Annotated in this window: 19 protein-coding genes and 2 tRNA genes; 8 read left to right on the forward strand and 13 right to left on the reverse strand. The window is 41.8% G+C overall.

All coding sequences use genetic code 11. The features are described 5' to 3' along the window. The first annotated feature begins 122 nt into the window (after window positions 1-122). Window positions 123-470 (forward strand): DUF6568 family protein, encoded by a 348-nt coding sequence (locus tag HMPREF3002_RS07225; RefSeq protein ID WP_003011784.1) that lies wholly within the window; start codon window positions 123-125, stop codon window positions 468-470. A gap of 27 nt (window positions 471-497) precedes the next feature. Here HMPREF3002_RS07225 and mutY read toward each other — a convergent pair whose 3' ends face one another. The 5 genes from mutY to HMPREF3002_RS07250 form a co-directional block, all read right to left on the reverse strand. Continuing rightward, entirely contained in the window at window positions 498-1652 is a 1155-nt protein-coding gene (gene mutY, locus HMPREF3002_RS07230; RefSeq protein ID WP_070665860.1) for an A/G-specific adenine glycosylase, read from the reverse strand. A gap of 245 nt (window positions 1653-1897) precedes the next feature. Continuing rightward, complete coding sequence (gene pta / locus HMPREF3002_RS07235) at window positions 1898-2872, reverse strand: phosphate acetyltransferase (RefSeq protein ID WP_070665862.1); 975 nt, start codon at window positions 2870-2872, stop codon at window positions 1898-1900. 21 nt (window positions 2873-2893) lie between these two features. Then, window positions 2894-3787, reverse strand: coding sequence for an RluA family pseudouridine synthase (locus HMPREF3002_RS07240; protein WP_070665866.1), 894 nt, complete (start codon window positions 3785-3787; stop codon window positions 2894-2896). Continuing rightward, complete coding sequence (locus tag HMPREF3002_RS07245) at window positions 3784-4602, reverse strand: NAD kinase (RefSeq protein ID WP_282188909.1); 819 nt, start codon at window positions 4600-4602, stop codon at window positions 3784-3786. The genes HMPREF3002_RS07240 and HMPREF3002_RS07245 overlap by 4 nt, the downstream gene beginning before the upstream one ends. Further along, entirely contained in the window at window positions 4586-5257 is a 672-nt protein-coding gene (locus HMPREF3002_RS07250; protein ID WP_023918039.1) for a GTP diphosphokinase, read from the reverse strand. The genes HMPREF3002_RS07245 and HMPREF3002_RS07250 overlap by 17 nt, the downstream gene beginning before the upstream one ends. Window positions 5258-5352: 95 nt before the next feature. On the opposite strand from HMPREF3002_RS07250, the gene HMPREF3002_RS07255 reads away from it, so the two are divergent. The 6 genes from HMPREF3002_RS07255 to HMPREF3002_RS07280 all read left to right on the forward strand — a co-directional run bounded on the left by HMPREF3002_RS07255 (window position 5353) and on the right by HMPREF3002_RS07280 (window position 9413). Continuing rightward, entirely contained in the window at window positions 5353-5910 is a 558-nt protein-coding gene (locus HMPREF3002_RS07255; protein WP_070665869.1) for a CYTH domain-containing protein, read from the forward strand. 72 nt (window positions 5911-5982) lie between these two features. Further along, the gene (locus HMPREF3002_RS07260) at window positions 5983-6939 is read left to right on the forward strand and encodes a ribose-phosphate diphosphokinase (protein WP_003007186.1); all 957 of its coding nucleotides are present in this window, start codon (window positions 5983-5985) and stop codon (window positions 6937-6939) included. 9 nt (window positions 6940-6948) lie between these two features. Continuing rightward, window positions 6949-8061, forward strand: coding sequence for a cysteine desulfurase family protein (locus HMPREF3002_RS07265; RefSeq protein WP_049506211.1), 1113 nt, complete (start codon window positions 6949-6951; stop codon window positions 8059-8061). 9 nt (window positions 8062-8070) lie between these two features. Further along, on the forward strand, window positions 8071-8418 hold the full coding sequence (locus HMPREF3002_RS07270) for a DUF1831 domain-containing protein (protein ID WP_003015156.1): 348 nt from the start codon (window positions 8071-8073) through the stop codon (window positions 8416-8418). A 1-nt stretch (window position 8419) separates the two neighbouring features. Further along, window positions 8420-8635 carry a DUF4649 family protein gene (locus HMPREF3002_RS07275; protein ID WP_070665872.1) on the forward strand — a complete coding sequence of 72 codons (216 nt, stop codon included), beginning with the start codon at window positions 8420-8422 and terminating at the stop codon, window positions 8633-8635. A gap of 130 nt (window positions 8636-8765) precedes the next feature. After that, on the forward strand, window positions 8766-9413 hold the full coding sequence (locus tag HMPREF3002_RS07280; RefSeq protein ID WP_049506210.1) for a redox-sensing transcriptional repressor Rex: 648 nt from the start codon (window positions 8766-8768) through the stop codon (window positions 9411-9413). Window positions 9414-9465: 52 nt separating this feature from the next. Here HMPREF3002_RS07280 and radC read toward each other — a convergent pair whose 3' ends face one another. The 4 genes from radC to gyrA all read right to left on the reverse strand — a co-directional run bounded on the left by radC (window position 9466) and on the right by gyrA (window position 13865). Continuing rightward, entirely contained in the window at window positions 9466-10149 is a 684-nt protein-coding gene (gene radC / locus HMPREF3002_RS07285; RefSeq protein ID WP_045759397.1) for a RadC family protein, read from the reverse strand. A gap of 54 nt (window positions 10150-10203) precedes the next feature. Continuing rightward, complete coding sequence (locus tag HMPREF3002_RS07290; RefSeq protein ID WP_049474901.1) at window positions 10204-10482, reverse strand: hypothetical protein; 279 nt, start codon at window positions 10480-10482, stop codon at window positions 10204-10206. A gap of 169 nt (window positions 10483-10651) precedes the next feature. Next, the gene (locus HMPREF3002_RS07295; protein ID WP_014713268.1) at window positions 10652-11395 is read right to left on the reverse strand and encodes a class A sortase; all 744 of its coding nucleotides are present in this window, start codon (window positions 11393-11395) and stop codon (window positions 10652-10654) included. A 13-nt stretch (window positions 11396-11408) separates the two neighbouring features. Continuing rightward, complete coding sequence (gene gyrA, locus HMPREF3002_RS07300; RefSeq protein ID WP_070665874.1) at window positions 11409-13865, reverse strand: DNA gyrase subunit A; 2457 nt, start codon at window positions 13863-13865, stop codon at window positions 11409-11411. 198 nt (window positions 13866-14063) lie between these two features. On the opposite strand from gyrA, the gene HMPREF3002_RS07305 reads away from it, so the two are divergent. Further along, window positions 14064-15050: an L-lactate dehydrogenase gene (locus HMPREF3002_RS07305; protein WP_021153137.1), complete on the forward strand. Its 987-nt coding sequence runs from the start codon at window positions 14064-14066 to the stop codon at window positions 15048-15050. A gap of 45 nt (window positions 15051-15095) precedes the next feature. Here HMPREF3002_RS07305 and HMPREF3002_RS07310 read toward each other — a convergent pair whose 3' ends face one another. The 4 genes from HMPREF3002_RS07310 to HMPREF3002_RS07325 form a co-directional block, all read right to left on the reverse strand. Then, window positions 15096-15512, reverse strand: coding sequence for an NUDIX hydrolase (locus HMPREF3002_RS07310; RefSeq protein WP_070665876.1), 417 nt, complete (start codon window positions 15510-15512; stop codon window positions 15096-15098). Window positions 15513-15568: 56 nt separating this feature from the next. Further along, window positions 15569-15640 (reverse strand) — tRNA-Arg (locus HMPREF3002_RS07315). Window positions 15641-15716: 76 nt separating this feature from the next. Further along, window positions 15717-16916, reverse strand: coding sequence for a 30S ribosomal protein S1 (gene rpsA / locus HMPREF3002_RS07320; protein WP_003011990.1), 1200 nt, complete (start codon window positions 16914-16916; stop codon window positions 15717-15719). Window positions 16917-17084: 168 nt separating this feature from the next. Further along, window positions 17085-17156 (reverse strand) — tRNA-Gln (locus HMPREF3002_RS07325). Between the last annotated feature and the right edge of the window lie 51 nt (window positions 17157-17207).

Genomic DNA, 17207 nt, shown 5'->3' on the forward strand with positions numbered 1-17207 from the left:
GACGAAATAGAATTCTAACGAATTACCGATTTCTCTCCCACTCTCTCTTTCTTTCGTAGCAAATACCAGCGATTTTATAGAAAATATGGCATACTAGACTTAGAAGAAAGCGAGGTAATCTCATGGAACAATTTTTAGAAGATATTAAAGATCTTGAAGTCACAACTGTCGCGCGTGCGCAAGAAGCGATCGATCAAAAAGAAACAGCGACCTTCTTTATCGGACGCAAGACTTGCCCTTACTGCCGGAAGTTTGCTGCTAAGTTAGCAACTGTCGTAGCTGAAACAAAAGCTCATATCTACTTCATCAATAGTGAAGAACCAAGTCAGCTAGACGCATTACAAGCCTTCCGCTCAACTTACGGCATCCCAACTGTCCCAGGATTTTTACATGTCGAATCCGGTGAAGTCACTGTTCGTTGCGACTCATCCATGTCTGAAGAAGAAATCAAAGCATTCGCTCATTTATAAAAAAATTAGCTAGAGATCATTCTCTAGCTAATTTTCATTTTCCGAAAAAGTCGTCCAAATCTTCTGCTGGGGTTTAGCAAAAGGATAATTGGAAAATTCTTCTGGTGTTAACCAAACAGTCGATTCACTTGCTGGTTGCTCTCCTTCTTTTACTAGGCCGTAACGAAGTTGAACCTGCCACTTGCGATGCGAAAAGACATGCTGGACGATAGGATACGATCTGTCCTGCCATTCAATGGCCAAGTCATAGTCCTGTTCAAAAGAAAGAATTTCGGGGTTACTCTCTGCATCCCCCTTCCCATCCAGTAGAGATAACTGACCTAGGTTCTCAGATAGGCTATCCACTTCGATCAAGGGGAAATGCCAGAAACCTGATAAAAGCCCTTCTCGCTCATTTTTCTCCAACAAGTAGCGTCCTTGACTATCCTTGATAATAAAGGCTGTGAGATAGACAGGTACCGGTTTCTTCTTAGGAGCCTTAATGGGATAACGATCCATGGTCCCATGTTGATAGGCCGCGCTAAACTCCTTAACAGGACTCTCTTCTGGCCGTGGATTGACTGGGGACTCAATATCTGAACCTAAATCCATCAAGGCCTGATTGAAATCACCCGGGCGGTCTGGATCGATCAAGACTTCCATCATGGCCTGAAAAATCTTGCGATTAGTCGGGACTCCGATATCGTAGTCCACCTCAAACAAACGAGCTAAAACCCGCATGACATTGCCATCCACTGCTGGCTCTGGCAAGCCAAAAGAAATACTGGCAATGGCACCAGCTGTATAAGGTCCAATTCCCTTGAGTTTAGAGATAGTCTCATAGCTTGATGGGAAAACACCCCCATGGTCCTCCATGATTTGCTGGGCAGCTTTCTGCATATTGCGGACACGTGAGTAATAGCCCAAGCCTTCCCAAGCTTTTAAGAGTTTTTCTTCAGGAGCTTGAGCCAAATCAGCGATCGTCGGAAACCAGTCTAAAAAACGCTCATAATAAGGAATAACCGTATCCACTCGTGTTTGCTGGAGCATAATCTCTGAGATCCAAATTTTATAAGGATCCTGGGTCTTTCTCCAAGGGAGATCCCGTTTATGGGCATCATACCAGGCTAATAACTTTTCTCGGAAAGAAGCAATTTTTTCCTCCTCCCACATGGTAATCCCGTAATCTTTTAAATCTAACATATTCCTAGTATACCATAGAATGAGTTAGAGTTTAGAAATTCTGATTTTATAAAGAAAAAGAGGCTGGGACAAAAGTCCTAGCCTCTCAATTATTTTTGGATTGTCGAGCAAGACGCAGTGGTTGATGGGCTCTACTACGCTGATTTCTTCAGCTTTTACAGCCCTACTCAACTGTGCGGAGGAGGGACGACGAAATAGAATTCTAACGAATTACCGATATCTGTCCCACTCTCTAAATGTATTTCTTATTGCTCCACAGCTTGAGCTGCTGTAATCAGGGTTAATTTGTAAACGTCATCTGCATTACATCCACGAGAGAGGTCGTTCACTGGTTTGTTCAACCCTTGCAAAACTGGACCTACTGCTGCAAAGCCACCAAGACGTTCAGCCATCTTGTATCCAATGTTACCTGCTTCAATACCAGGGAAGATAAAGACATTAGCTTGACCTGCCACCTTGCTTCCTGGAGCCTTCAAGGCTGCAGTTGCAGGGACAAAGGCTGCGTCAAATTGCAATTCCCCGTCAATTTCAAGGTCTGGACGAAGTTCATGGGCAAGCTTAGTCGCTTCGACAACCTTATCAACACTTTCACCGAAACCAGATCCTTTTGTTGAATAGCTCAACATAGCGATTTTAGGATCAATTCCAAACATCTTGGCTGTGATAGCTGAGTTGATAGCAATTTCGGCTAATCCTTCAGCATCTGGATTGATGTTGATGGCACAGTCGCCGAACAAGTAGCGTTCAGATCCACGAACCATAAGGAAAGCCCCTGAAGTCCGTTTTACATTTGGACGAGTTTTGATAATTTGCAAGGCCGGACGAACAGTTGCGGCTGTTGAGTGAATCGCACCAGATACCATCCCATCAACAATTCCCAGGTGTACCAACATGACACCAAAATAGTTAACGTCGTCTTTCAAGACTTGACGCGCTTCTTCTTCTGTCATTTTGCCCTTACGACGTTCTACCAAGGAAGCTACCATTTCTTCAAAACCTGGATAAGAATGAGGATCGATGACTTCATATCCATCCAAAACCCCTTCGATTTCAAGATAAATCCGAATTTTATCCGGATTACCAAGCAAGACAGGGGTTACTTCTGTCTCGTTCACAATGCGTTTTGTCGCTTGGAGGATACGAGGTTCTTCACCTTCTGGTAATACAATACGTGCATTCTTACCAACGAGGTTGGCTTTGAGATTTTCGAAAACTTCCATGAGTTTTACTCCTTTTAATAATTAATAACTTATTTGAAGCTGTGTTAATACAGCTTGGAAATCTGGAGGCAGTGGACTTTCTATGACCAATTCTTCCTCTAGAAATGGATGATAATAGGATAGACGATGACAATGAAGGGCTTGGCGCTCAATGCCGTCTTCTAAACTTCCACCATAGAGATCATCTCCCAAGAGCGGAAAACCAATATGGGAAAAATGAACGCGGATCTGATGGGTTCGACCTGTGTGTAACTGAATATCCACTAGGTGAATATCACCAAAAGATTGAACAACCTGGTAGCTTGTATGAGCATACTTGCCACCTTTAGCTACCTTTCGGGTGATAATTGAATCTTCATCACGCGCAATCGGAGCAATAATCTCTCCGACAGGATCAAGCTTCCCAGATCCCTTGACCAAGGCATAATAGCGTTTCTGAATCGTTTTAGACTGCAATTGCTTATCCAAGCGGGCATGGGCATAGCCATGTTTGGCAAAAAGCATGACGCCACTAGTATCCTTGTCCAGGCGAGTGACAATGTGAACCTGCTGGTTCTCGTAGCCCTGTTTCACATAATAGCCTTTTACAAAATTGGCTAAGGTATTGGAATGAATCGCACTTGGAATAGAAGCAATCCCAAAGGGTTTGTTTAAGACCAAAAAATGATCATCTTCAAACAAAATATCCAAAGGCCGATCCATGGGCTTTAGGGTTTCGAAACCTTCTTCTGCTGGAATATCAATGACCAAGCGATCCCCAATATCCAACAAATAAATTGCATTCTCCGGACGTCCATTGACAAGGATCTGGCCACCACGAAACTTAATCTTTGCTAAGAGACCCTTAGAAACCTCGTGCTTTTTCAGGAAGGTCTTGATCTTGACATGCTCATCGACAGTGAATTCAAATCTCATTCTCTATCATCTCCGATAAAGGCATCCTTGACCCGATTCCAGAAGCTGGTGTGACTGGAGCTTGCCACAAAATTAATCTTATGGTTGTCAATCTGATATTCTACCTTTGCAATATTACGGTAAGAATAGGTTGAATTGTCAACAGAGATAATGTGAAAGCCAGGTCTCGTCGGTGTAATCTCGATCTTATCCTTTTTAGGGACAATGACAGAAGAACCCAAGGTACGATAAACACGGTTGTTGAGACTGGCGATCTCAGCGATTTGCAGCGCCTCAATAGTTGGGTGAAGGACTGCTCCTCCCAAGGATTTATTGTAAGCCGTACTTCCTGTAGGAGTCGAAACGGTGATCCCGTCTCCTCTGAAGCGCTCAAAATCCACTCCATTAATCGTGAGATCAGCAACCATGGTTCGGTCGCTTCTCTTAATCGTTGCTTCGTTCAAAGCTCTCATGGTACGGGTTTCCCCATTTTCGAAAGTAATCTTGACATTCAAAATAGGGTAAGAAACCTTAGCGCCTGTATCATATTTCAAATTCTCAACCAGCTTATCGATTTCACTGTCTAAGTAATCCGTATAGAATCCTAAGTGTCCGGTATGGACGCCAACAAAGCGAACCCGATCCAACTGGTGTTCATACTTGTGAAAGGCTGATAACAACATCCCATCGCCACCAATTGAAATCACAATATCCGGGTGCTTCTCCGTCAAAATAAAATTATTTTTCCGAAGCTTGTAGCGCAACTGCTGAAAAACCTCTTCACTTTGACGCTTGCGATTGCGAATAATGGATACTTTTTTACCTGTAGTCTTCATCTGTGTCATCACTATTTCCAACGCCATCATTTAACTTACGATGAAGTGGATCAAACAGGGCTTGAGCCTCCTGAATCGCATCCCGAATTGCCCCCATCTCTTCATCCAAGAGATAGGCCAGGTTTGCTGTCGTCTCTAAGCGTTTTTTGATCTCGTCTGGAAAGTCTCCTTTATATTTATAATTGAGCGAGTGTTCAATGGTTGCCCAAAAATTCATGGACAAAGTCCGAATTTGAATCTCTGCTAAGATCGTTTCATTTCCATCAATGGTATCGACCGGATACTCAACCACGACGTGGTAACTCCGGTAGCCACTTGATTTCTTGTGGCGGATATAATCTCGCTCTTGGACCACGCGCATATCCTGCCGTTGTCTCAGAACCTCTAGGATCTCTTCGACGTCATCCACAAACTGGACCATGATGCGAAGACCAGCAATATCTTGCATATCCTGAGCCAGATTTTCTTCAGAAATATTTCTTCGGATCATCTTTTCGCGAATGCTCTCAATCGGCTTGACCCGTCCTGTAACAAACTCAATTGGAGAATGCTTTTGTTGCTTACGATATTGCTTACGAATCCCACGCAGTTTGATTTTTAATTCCCCAACTGCTTGGATATACGGATCTAAGAAGTTTTCCCAATCAATTGCCATCCTACCACCTTGTAATCTGAACCATTTTTGTATACAATAAACACATCTCTTATTATATCATGAATCGCTTTTGAAAAAAAGCAAAGGACCACAAAATGAACCATTTAGAAATTGAATACAAAACCATGCTAGACAAGGAGGAATACCAATCCCTCCTTCCACTTTTTGCTGATACAGAATTGGTTGTCCAAACCAATCACTATATCGATACACCCGACCAGCTCATCCGTAAGGAAAAAATGGCCTTGCGGGTGCGTACTTTCACAGATCAGGCTGAATTGACTCTCAAAGTCCCTGAAGATGTTGGCCATTTCGAGTACAATCAAGACCTCAACCCAGAAGAAACCAAGGCGATCCTTCAACACCAACAGTTTCCTGACGGGGAAATCAAAAATCTCTTGATCTCTAAAAAAATCCCTGTTGAGCAACTCGCGGTCTGGGGAAGCCTTACAACAGAACGATTCGAAAAAGAAACTGATGCAGGCTTAGTAGCACTAGACCGCAGTCTCTATCTAGACACTGAAGATTATGAATTAGAAATCGAGGTCGAAACTGCTGAGCAGGAAGAAAATTTCCATCAGTTCATCAAAGAGCATGGAATCGTCTACAAAGCTGCTAAAAATAAAATCGCCAGATTGGCGGAAAGATTGTAAAATAGCTGAAATTATCGCAAATTTTTGCTAAAATAGTGCTAAGATCAAAAATCTAAATGAGGTTGGAATCACATGTCAGATAAAAAAAATATGAAGCTCTTCTCTCTCAATTCAAATCCAGAGATTGCGCAAAAGATTGCGGATCACGCTGGGGTTCCACTTGGGAAAATTTCATCCCGTCAATTCTCAGATGGTGAAATCCAAGTCAATATTGAGGAAAGTGTTCGTGGATATGATATTTATATCATTCAATCAACCAGTTTCCCTGTCAACAATCACTTGATGGAACTGTTAATTATGGTAGATGCTTGCCAACGGGCCAGCGCAAATACTGTCAATGTGGTCATGCCTTACTTCGGTTATGCCCGCCAAGACCGGACTGCTGCTCCTCGCGAACCAATCACAGCTAAGCTCGTCGCAAACATGTTGGTCAAAGCTGGGGTGGATCGCGTTGTCACACTGGATCTCCATGCTGTTCAGGTTCAAGGTTTCTTCGATATTGCCGTGGATAACCTCTTTACCATTCCACTTTTTGCAGAACACTACATCAACAAAGGTCTAACAGGGCCTGATGTCGTCGTCGTCAGCCCTAAAAACTCTGGTGTCAAACGAGCTCGTAGTTTAGCTGAATATCTTGATGCACCGATTGCGATCATTGATTACGAGCAAGATGATGCGAACCGTGATTATGGCTATATTATCGGGGATGTCAAAGATAAGAAAGCGATCTTGATTGACGATATCCTCAATACCGGTAAGACATTCTCAGAAGCTGCGAAAATCGTCGAACGAGAAGGAGCTACTGAAATTTATGCTGTATCAAGCCATGGTTTATTTGTAAAAGGTGCTGTCGAGTTATTAGACCAAGCTCCGATCAAAGAAATCTTGGTAACTGATTCTGTTGCTCCAAATGGACCAACTCCAAAAAATATTAACTATCTGACAGCTAGCGAACTGATCGCTGAAGCTATTGTTCGCATTCAAGAAAGAAAACCTGTTAGTCCTCTATTTGCCTACCACAAGAAATAAGGTCTTAATGTGATATATTTTGATAATGCCGCAACAACTCCCCTTCTACCTGAAGTCATTGATAAAATGTCTGAAACTATGAAGACCACTTTTGGAAATCCATCGAGCCTTCATGCTCATGGACGGATGGCTAGTAAACTTCTCCGAGAATCTCGCGAGCAGATTGCTCAGTCACTCCATACTCTTCCAAATCGGATTTTCTTCACCTCAGGTGGATCAGAAAGTAATAATACCGTTATAAAAGGCTACTGCTTGAAACACCAAGCAGATGGCAAACACATCATTACGACCGCTTTGGAACACCATGCGGTTCTAGAACCCATCGAATACCTTGTAGAACGTTTCGGTTTTGAAGTTACGATCGTCCAACCAAGAGTTGGACGCATTCTGGCTAGTGATATCAAGGCCGCTCTTAGACCGGATACTATTCTTGTCTCTACCATGTTTGCCAATAACGAGACTGGCGATCTTCTACCGATTAAAGAAATCGGAGAACTCTTAAAAGATCATCCAGCTGCCTTTCACGTTGATGCTGTCCAAGCAATCGGAAAGGTCCCTGTCTATCCCGAAGAGTTGGGAATTGATTTTCTCAGTGCTTCTGCCCACAAATTCCATGGACCAAAGGGAGTTGGTTTCCTTTATGCAGCTGTCCCAGACTTTGATAATCTCATCCATGGTGGGGATCAGGAAAGTAAGATGAGAGCCAGCACGGAAAATCTCATTTCTATTGTCGGGATGGCAACTGCGCTTCAGCAAGCTACACTTCATCAAGAAGAAAATTTCAACCAGGTTCAAAAACTTGGCCAGGAACTAGTCAATGGTTTAGCAGCCTACGACTACTACGTAAATGCGAATGACGATCATCTTCCATTTGTTTGGAACCTTGGCTTTCCGGGTGTCCAAAATGATGTATTATTGATGCGACTCGATCTTGCTGGAATTTCTGTCTCTACAGGTTCTGCTTGTACCGCCGGTACAGTTCAACCCAGCCATGTCCTTGAGGCGCTCTATGGAAAAGATAGCTCACGCCTAAAAGAATCCCTTCGAATTAGTTTTTCAGAACTCAATACCGTAGAGGAGGTTCAAGACTTCCTCTCAAAACTTAAAGAAATTTTATCATAGGAGAACAATATGGCTTTTGAAACAAGTGTTTCATTGAAAGACTGCAAATATACCTATAGTCTACACCCAAATGTTAAAAAATATACCTTACGTGACAATACATTTGCTGTTACAAAAGTTGGAAATTACGAGTTAAATCGTTTGCTCGAAGCTGTTCCAAATAGCGGTGAAGGCTTCTTGCTTAAAATTATCTTCAACAAAGACCTCACAGGTTTTAAAATCAATATTACAGATAAGTCTGGACTTCGTCTGGTGAATATCTTTAAAAATCCAGAAAATGACATTATCCAACAAAAATTTTATTTCCTAATGGATAGTCTTGTCGAAAGAGAAATTTTCAACAAAACAGAGGTCTAATATGGTAACCCTAACTTATATCGACGCTTACCAAGTAGAACGAATGACTACTTATCCCGACCTTGCAGCCTGCATCCTAGCATTTTCAGGCTGTGTAACCCTGCCTGACTCTTACTCAATTGTTTCCATTGAATACAAGGGTGAAAAACTCCCCTATAAGGGGAGAGTCGATGGGCTCTATGCTTTTTTGGAAAAGGTAGAGCAAGCTGAAAACTAAGCTGATGGTGATGGAACTCTCCCATCACCATCAGCTTTTTCTTTAGACAAAAATATTTTTGAAAAACCGTTCAAGATAGTTGATTTTTTCACAATCTTCCTATACAATAAGAGGGAAAGGTTGTGATATTGTGAAACATGATAAAAATACTCCAATTCCACGCGCAACAGCAAAACGCTTATCGCTCTACTACCGCATTTTTAAACGCTTTAACTCTGAAAAAATAGAGCGCGCCAATTCCAAGCAAATTGCGGATGCAATTGGGATTGACTCTGCTACTGTTCGCAGAGATTTTTCTTATTTTGGTGAATTGGGAAGACGTGGATTTGGTTATGATGTAAAAAAACTGATGAACTTCTTTGCAGATCTTTTAAATGACAATGCTATTACTAATGTCGCTATTGTTGGGATCGGAAATATGGGAAGCGCCCTTCTTAATTACCGTTTCCATGAGCGAAATAAAATGAAAATTGTCATGGCTTTTGATGTAGATGATCATGAACTGATTAATACCAAAAGTAAGGATGGGATCCCCATTTATGGGATTTCTACGATCAAAGAGAATCTCAAAAAAGAAGGCATTCAAACAGCCATTCTAACTGTTCCAAGTGTTAAGGCTCAAGAAGTTGCTAGTCTTTTAGTAGATGCTGGTGTCAAAGGAATTCTAAGCTTTTCTCCAGTCCATCTGACAGTTCCTAAAGAGGTTGTTGTCCAATATGTCGATCTTACTAGTGAATTGCAAACACTTCTTTATTTTATGCGTAAAAACGAAGAATAAAGACTTATACTTCAACAACAAAAAGGTTGGAACAAGAAGGTTCCAACCTTTTTTATACCAAATAATCCGTTTCTTCTCGATAACTATAGTAGTTTTCTTCGGATACAATCAAATGATCCAATAGGGTCAACCCCATTACTTCACAGGCCTCTAAGACTCGCTGAGTGACTTCATCATCATTTTTACTGGGGAACACAGCACCAGATGGATGATTGTGAGCCAAGATAATGGAGGTTGCCATGTGCTTCAGTGCATAATGCAGGATTTCACGCGGCTCCGCGATACTTCGATTCACTGTTCCAATAAAGATCGTCTGTTGATGAATAATTTCATTTTGGGTATTCAAATAAAGGGCAACTAGGTGCTCCTGCTTTTTATGGCCAATTTCCTGTTGAATTTTATGGGCCAATTTCTGACTACTCATGATTTGTTCGGAACTCATTAGTTCATCTTTATGAATCCTTCGTCCAAACTCAATAACAGCCTGAAGTTCGATGGCCTTCACCCGGCCAATACCTGAGATTTCCTGTAGCTCCTCTAGGGTTAATTGACTTAACTCCTTTAAACTATTAACCGAACTCAAAAGACCTTGTGCAATCTCATAAACGCTTTTTTTCTTATTACCTGTCCGTAAGAGAATGGATAGCAATTCTTGATGACTCAGCTTATCTACCCCTTCAGAAACCAAACGTTCTCTAGGAAGCAAAGATGGTTCAATAAATGATATGTCGTACATAATTTCCTCCTCACTTATTAATTCGTAATAAATAGAGAAAACGACGACCTTGCATTATTTACAGGCGATTTCTTCCTTCAAATCATCTAACACTAAGACTTCATCTTTATTAAAGCGGATCTGGTAACCTGTTTGAACTTGTTCAAGCTCTTTTAAAAACTGTTGAATTTCACAGCGAATCAAGTACTCCTGGCTCTGAGGAATGGCCTCTAAAGCTTGGTAGACCTGCTCTACTTCATAGATTCCTTTCGTAATTAAACCATTTCGTGGAAAATCGTTTACTAAGAGATTATAGAAATGATGCAAGAGATGATAAATTCGCTCTTTTGTCACTATTCTACCTCCTTATCATACTCTTTCCCCTTTATTATATACTGATTTTCCCTTAATATTATGACAAGTTCCTTACATTATATTACCAATCTCTTACAATTTTACAAGAATTTCTCCTAGCTTCCTACATAGAAAAAGCCCAGACATTTCTGTCTCGGGCTTTATTTTCTTAAAGTTGCATTTGATTATAAGACTTGCTGAATGAATCCAGGATGTCTTTTGGAGCCTTGTCATAGTCAACAGAGGTTTCCAAATTTCCTTTTACAATCGTACGGTAAGTCGCTGCAGCATCCTCACAGGTCACCAAGGTGATCTCATTAACGCCTTCACGATCTTGAATAACATCTACACGGTCCGGAGTCACTGTCTCAACAGACGAGATGACATAAGTATAGATTTTTTCTTTATCCGTGATGTAGATCTTCATACCCGCCTTGGCTTTCTCTAATGGTGAGAATAACATGGCATTTGCTCCAGTTAGTCCAAATACGTGGTGACTAGCAAGAGAATAATTGCCTTGTCCCATGACTTGGTTTTCCTTCATGGTCCCTGCTCCGTAGTAGAGGGCTACATTTTCAAGCCCCTTAAAGATCGGAAGGTTCATGTTTAATTCAGGAATCGAAATTCCCCCAATTACTGGTAGTTTTTGAGCTTGCCATTGGGCATTGATGACAGCTTCCGTCGAAAGTGACTGGACATGTTGGAAATCAAAGCTCGTCTTCACTTCTTTATTCTTATCAATGGTTTTTTTATCGACCTTGCTAACCTGATATTGGTTGGTATGCCAAACCATAATCATGTTTCGGATCGGAGCATTGAAAATCAAGAGAAGCGAGAGAATAATCAAAAGTGTTGCAACGATGTTGATAAGAGTATTGCGTAAACTCTTTTTCTTTTTTCTTTTGCGTGACATGCTGTCCCCTTATCTATTCGTTTTCTTCCACTACTTCTTCATCTTTTTCATCAGGCTGGACAGTTGTAAAGGTCACAATTTTCGCATCCTGATCCAGTCTCATGACTTTCACACCCTGAGTCGAACGACCCGTTTGAGAAATGTCAGCCACACCTGTCCGGATCATAACTCCGGTATCGGTAATGATCATCAGATCTTCATCCCCTTTAACGGTTAAAAGACCAGCTAACGGACCATTTTTCTCTGTAATATTGGCTGTTTTGATTCCTTTACCACCACGGCCCTTGGTTGGGTATTCGCCAGCTATCGTCCGCTTACCATACCCTTTTTCAGTAATGACCAATACTTCGTCCTGGTCGGTAATAACACTTGCCCCAACAACCTTGTCTCCATCACGGAGATTCACACCACGTACACCTGTAGCAGAACGTCCCATATTCCGAACTACTGCCTCATTAAAGCGGACTGAATATCCATATTTGGTACCGATAATGACGTCAGTATTGCCATCTGTAAGGAAGACATTGATCAATTCATCCTCGTCCCGTAGGTTCAGAGCTTTCAGACCGTTCTGACGGATATTTGAAAATTCTGCTACGTTAGTGCGCTTGACTACACCTTGTCGCGTCGTAAAGAAGAGATAAGACTCATCACTGCGATCTTGCTCCACATTGATAATGGTTTGAATCGATTCACCTTCGTCCAATTTTAAGAGGTTGACGATTGGTAATCCTTTAGCTGTCCGGCCATATTCTGGAATCTCATAACCTTTCAGACGATAGACACGCCCCTTATTGGTAAAGAAGAGCAAATGATCATGGGTGCTCGTAGAAACCAATTCACGAACAAAGTCATCGTCCTTCACACCGGTTCCTTGGACCCCACGTCCACCACGTTTTTGTGCAGTAAATTCAGCTTGGTCCAAGCGTTTGATGTATCCTTTATTAGAAAGGGTGATTAAGACATCTGTTTCTTCAATCAAGTCCTCATCTTCAAGAGAAAGAACTTCCCCTACCATCAACTCAGTTCGACGAGCATCGCCAAACTTGCGTTTGACTTCTTCTAATTCTTCCTTGATGATAGTCGCCACACGCTCTGGTTTAGCCAAAATATCAGCCAAATCAGCAATCAAGGCAACCAAGTCGTCATATTCACTCTGGATCTTGTCTCGTTCCAAACCGGTCAAACGACGAAGACGCATGTCCAAAATGGCTTGACTTTGACGTTCAGAAAGCTTGAATTTAGCCATTAATTCAGCTTGTGCTTCAGCATCTGTCTGGCTATTGCGGATGATCCGGATCACTTCATCGATGTGATCCAAGGCAATGAGCAAACCTTCCAAGATATGGGCACGTGCTTCCGCTTTTTCTTTATCAAAGATGGTCCGTCGAGTCACTACTTCTTTCTGGTGCTCGATATAAGCACCTAAAATTTGGCGAAGAGAAAGAATCTTTGGAACGCCATTTTGGATCGCTAACATATTGAATCCAAAATTGGTTTGCATTTGTGTCATCTTAAAGAGGTTGTTCAAAATAACGTTGGCCGAAGCATCTCGGCGGACCTCAATCACAAAACGAACCCCTTCACGGTTTGATTCATCCCGTACAGCTGTAATCCCTTCGATCCGTTTTTCTTGCACCAAGCGAACGATGTGCTCGTGCACCTTGGTTTTATTGACCATATAAGGGAACTCAGTGACAACAATCCGTTCACGGCCACTCTTGGTTACTTCAATCTCTGTACGAGAACGAAGAACGATCGAGCCTTTTCCTGTTTCATAGGCTTTGTGGATACCCGATTTCCCCATAACCAAAGCCCCTGTCGGAAAATCTGGACCAGGAAGAACTTCCATAAGTTCACGGGTCGTTACCTCAGGATTATCCATCATCAGTTTCACTGCGTCAATGGTTTCTCCCAAATTGTGAGGAGGAATATTGGTAGCCATCCCAACGGCAATCCCAGTAGCACCATTAACCAGAAGGTTAGGGAAACGTGCAGGTAAGACCAAAGGTTCGCGTTCGCTGGCATCATAGTTATCTACGAAATCAACTGTATTTTTGTTGATATCCCGCAACATTTCAAGAGCGATCTTACTCATACGAGCTTCGGTATACCGTTGTGCAGCGGCGCCATCACCGTCCATAGAACCAAAGTTTCCATGACCGTCCACTAACATGTAACGATAGCTCCACCATTGCGCCATCCGAACCATGGCTTCATAAATAGAGAAATCCCCGTGTGGGTGGTATTTACCCATAACATCCCCTGTGATACGGGCTGACTTCTTATGTGGTTTATCTGGCGTAACACCCAATTCATTCATACCATACAAAATACGACGGTGAACGGGTTTTAAACCATCCCGAACATCAGGGAGGGCACGAGCTACGATAACACTCATCGCATAATCGATAAAACTCGTCTTCATTTCTGATGTTAAATTCACATCAATTAGATTATTATCCTGCATTCAAAAAATGCCTCTCTTTACTTAATTCACCATACTATTATAACACATTTTAGCCTATTTTTCTTCTTAGGAACACAAACGTAAAAACGTTTACATCAAGGATTCATACTGTTTCAGATGACAAAGACTTTCAAAAGTGGTAGAATGAAGTCGTATGAGAATCTATCTCAAAAAAAAATGAAGGAGACGTTTAGACTCATGGATTTGACTAAACAACACAAAAAAGTTATCCTTGTCGGTGACGGTGCCGTAGGTTCATCTTATGCATTTGCACTTGTCAACCAAGGAATTGCACAAGAGCTTGGAATTATCGAAATTCCTCAATTGCACGAAAAAGCTGTCGGAGATGCGCTTGACCTTAGCCACGCCCTTGCCTTCACTTCACCTAAGAAGATCTATGCGGCTGAGTACGCTGACTGTGCGGATGCTGACCTTGTTGTAATTACTGCAGGTGCTCCTCAAAAACCAGGTGAAACTCGCCTTGATCTTGTTGGTAAAAACCTTGCCATTAACAAATCAATCGTAACACAAGTTATTGAATCAGGATTTAACGGTATCTTCCTTGTAGCTGCTAACCCAGTTGACGTTTTGACATACTCTACATGGAAATTCTCAGGATTCCCTAAAGAACGCGTTATCGGTTCTGGTACTTCTCTTGACTCAGCTCGTTTCCGTCAAGCACTTGCTGAAAAATTGGACGTTGATGCTCGTTCAGTGCACGCCTACATCATGGGTGAACATGGAGACTCAGAATTCGCTGTATGGTCACACGCTAACATCGCTGGTGTAAACCTTGAAGAATTCCTTAAAGACACTCAAAACGTTCAAGAAACTGAATTGATCGAATTGTTCGAAGGTGTTCGTGATGCTGCTTACACCATCATCAACAAAAAAGGTGCTACATACTACGGTATCGCTGTTGCCCTTGCTCGTATCACTAAAGCAATCCTTGATGATGAAAATGCAGTACTTCCACTTTCTGTATTCCAAGAAGGTCAATATGGTGTTAGCAACGTCTTTATCGGTCAACCTGCCATCGTAGGTGCACACGGTATTGTACGTCCAGTGAACATCCCATTGAACGATGCGGAACAACAAAAAATGAAAGCTTCTGCTGATGAATTGCAAGCAATCATTGATGAAGCATGGAAAAACCCTGAATTCCAAGAAGCTTCTAAAAACTAAGAAAAAAACATCTCCTTATTAAAAAGGGGATGTTTTTTAGCTGCTTTATTTGGATTTGTCAGCAAGGATTTCAAGCAAATAAGGCACAACGAGATTGCTCTCTATGTCTTTCAAAGAAGAAATCCATTTAAAGTCTGTATGCTCTTCTGGATCTAATATAAAATCACGCTCTTCCAAAATCTCGCCAGCATAAACTAGGCATGTAAAGACAGTATCTTTGCTGGCATCAAATTGACTATCTTCGTGGATAATCTTATTAATCCGAAGCTTTTGATTAACCTCCTCCATAGCCTCACGTAGAGCAGCCTCTCTGGGCAATTCATTCTCTTCTACACTTCCACCTGGAATATCCCAATAAGATGGATAGACATTAGGGAGACCTCGCTTTATTTTCGAGCGTTTGATAAGCAGATACTTCCCGTCTTTCTCAATCAAGGTATGGGCGATTAATTTTACTGTCATTGCATGTTCCTCCAAGAAAGAGCAAAAAAGACTCCGAGGAGCCTCGTTATGAATCATCCACCCTGAGGGAATCGAACCCCCATCTCAAGAACCGGAATCTTACGTGATATCCATTACACTAAGGGTGGCAACTGTTATAGTATATCAAATTCTCGAGAATTTTACAAGTAAAAAAAGCTTACCGAGAGGTAAGCTTTTTGAATATTACAATTCGATATCGCCAAACAAGTCAGCCATTGAGAATCCAGTTTGAGTTTCTGGAAGATCAAAGTCGCGTTTTTCTTGTTTTGGACGACGTGGGCGAGATTGACGTTTTTCTTGTTTTTCGCCTTCTTCTTGAGCTGGACGTTCTTCAAGAGCTTTGATAGAAAGTGATACACGTTCATCTGCAGCATTTACTTCAAGAACTTTAACAGTTACTTCTTGTCCAACTTTAAGAACATCTTTTGGATTTTCAACACGTTTGTGTGAAATTTGTGAGATGTGTACAAGTCCGTCGATACCTGGCAATACCTCAACGAATGCACCGAAGTCAGTCAAACGTTTAACAGTTCCTTCGATAACATCACCAGCAGCCAATTTTTGTTCAACGCCATCCCAAGGTCCAGGGGTTGTAGCTTTCAATGAAAGTGATACACGACCTTCTTCTTCGTTCAAGTCAAGAACTTTCACTTGGATTTCTTCACCAACAGTTACAACTGATTTAGGTGATACGTTGCGTTCGTGTGATAATTCTGTCAAGTGAACCAATCCATCAACACCACCAAGGTCAATGAAGGCACCGAAGCTTGTGATACGTGCAACTTTACCAGTTACGACATCACCAACGTTCAATTTACCAAATACTTCTGCGCGTGCTGCAGCTGATTCAGCTTCAACAACTTCACGACGTGAAAGGATAAAGCGGTTTTCTTTTGGATCTACTTCTTTGATTTTAGCATCAAATTCTTGACCTACGAAACGTTCAGTGTTACGTACAAAACGAGTATCAAGCATTGAAGCTGGAATAAATCCACGAAGTCCTTCAAATTCTACTGAAAGTCCGCCCTTAACAGCGCGAGTTCCTTTAACAGTAACAACTTCTTCTTCACGTCCAACCAATTTGTCCCATGCTTTGCGAGCTTCCAAACGTTTTTTAGATACAAGGTAAGTTACTGTATCAGTATCTTTACCAACTACTTGACGAAGAACAAGCAATTCAAGTGTTTCACCTGGTTTTACCAAGTCGTTGATGTCAGCATCACGATCGTTTGTCAATTCGCGAAGAGTCAAGACACCTTCGACACCAGTTCCAGAGATTGCAACGTTAGCTTGGTTCGCGTCAACTGTCAATACTTCAGCAGTAACAACGTCACCTGGTTCAACTTGGCTAACACTGTTTAGCAAATCTTCAAATTCATTCATCTAAAAAATCCTCCAACAATCAAGTTTTCTATAACTTGACATACTTATAATTATTTTTCCTAAGCAAGCACTCGCAATGAGATCATCTACAATCTTTAACGACTCATCCTATAAAGAAATAAAATACCTGGATAGATATTTTATCACTTATCTGATATTACCTAAGAACTGGGGTAGCTGGATTCGAACCAACGCATGAGGGAGTCAAAGTCCCTTGCCTTACCGCTTGGCTATACCCCATGAATGAAATGGAGAGAGAGGGATTCGAACCCCCGAACCCGAAGGAGCGGA

Origin of the sequence: Streptococcus sp. HMSC065E03 (assembly GCF_001815045.1) — a bacterium.
Taxonomy (GTDB): domain Bacteria; phylum Bacillota; class Bacilli; order Lactobacillales; family Streptococcaceae; genus Streptococcus; species Streptococcus parasanguinis_AD.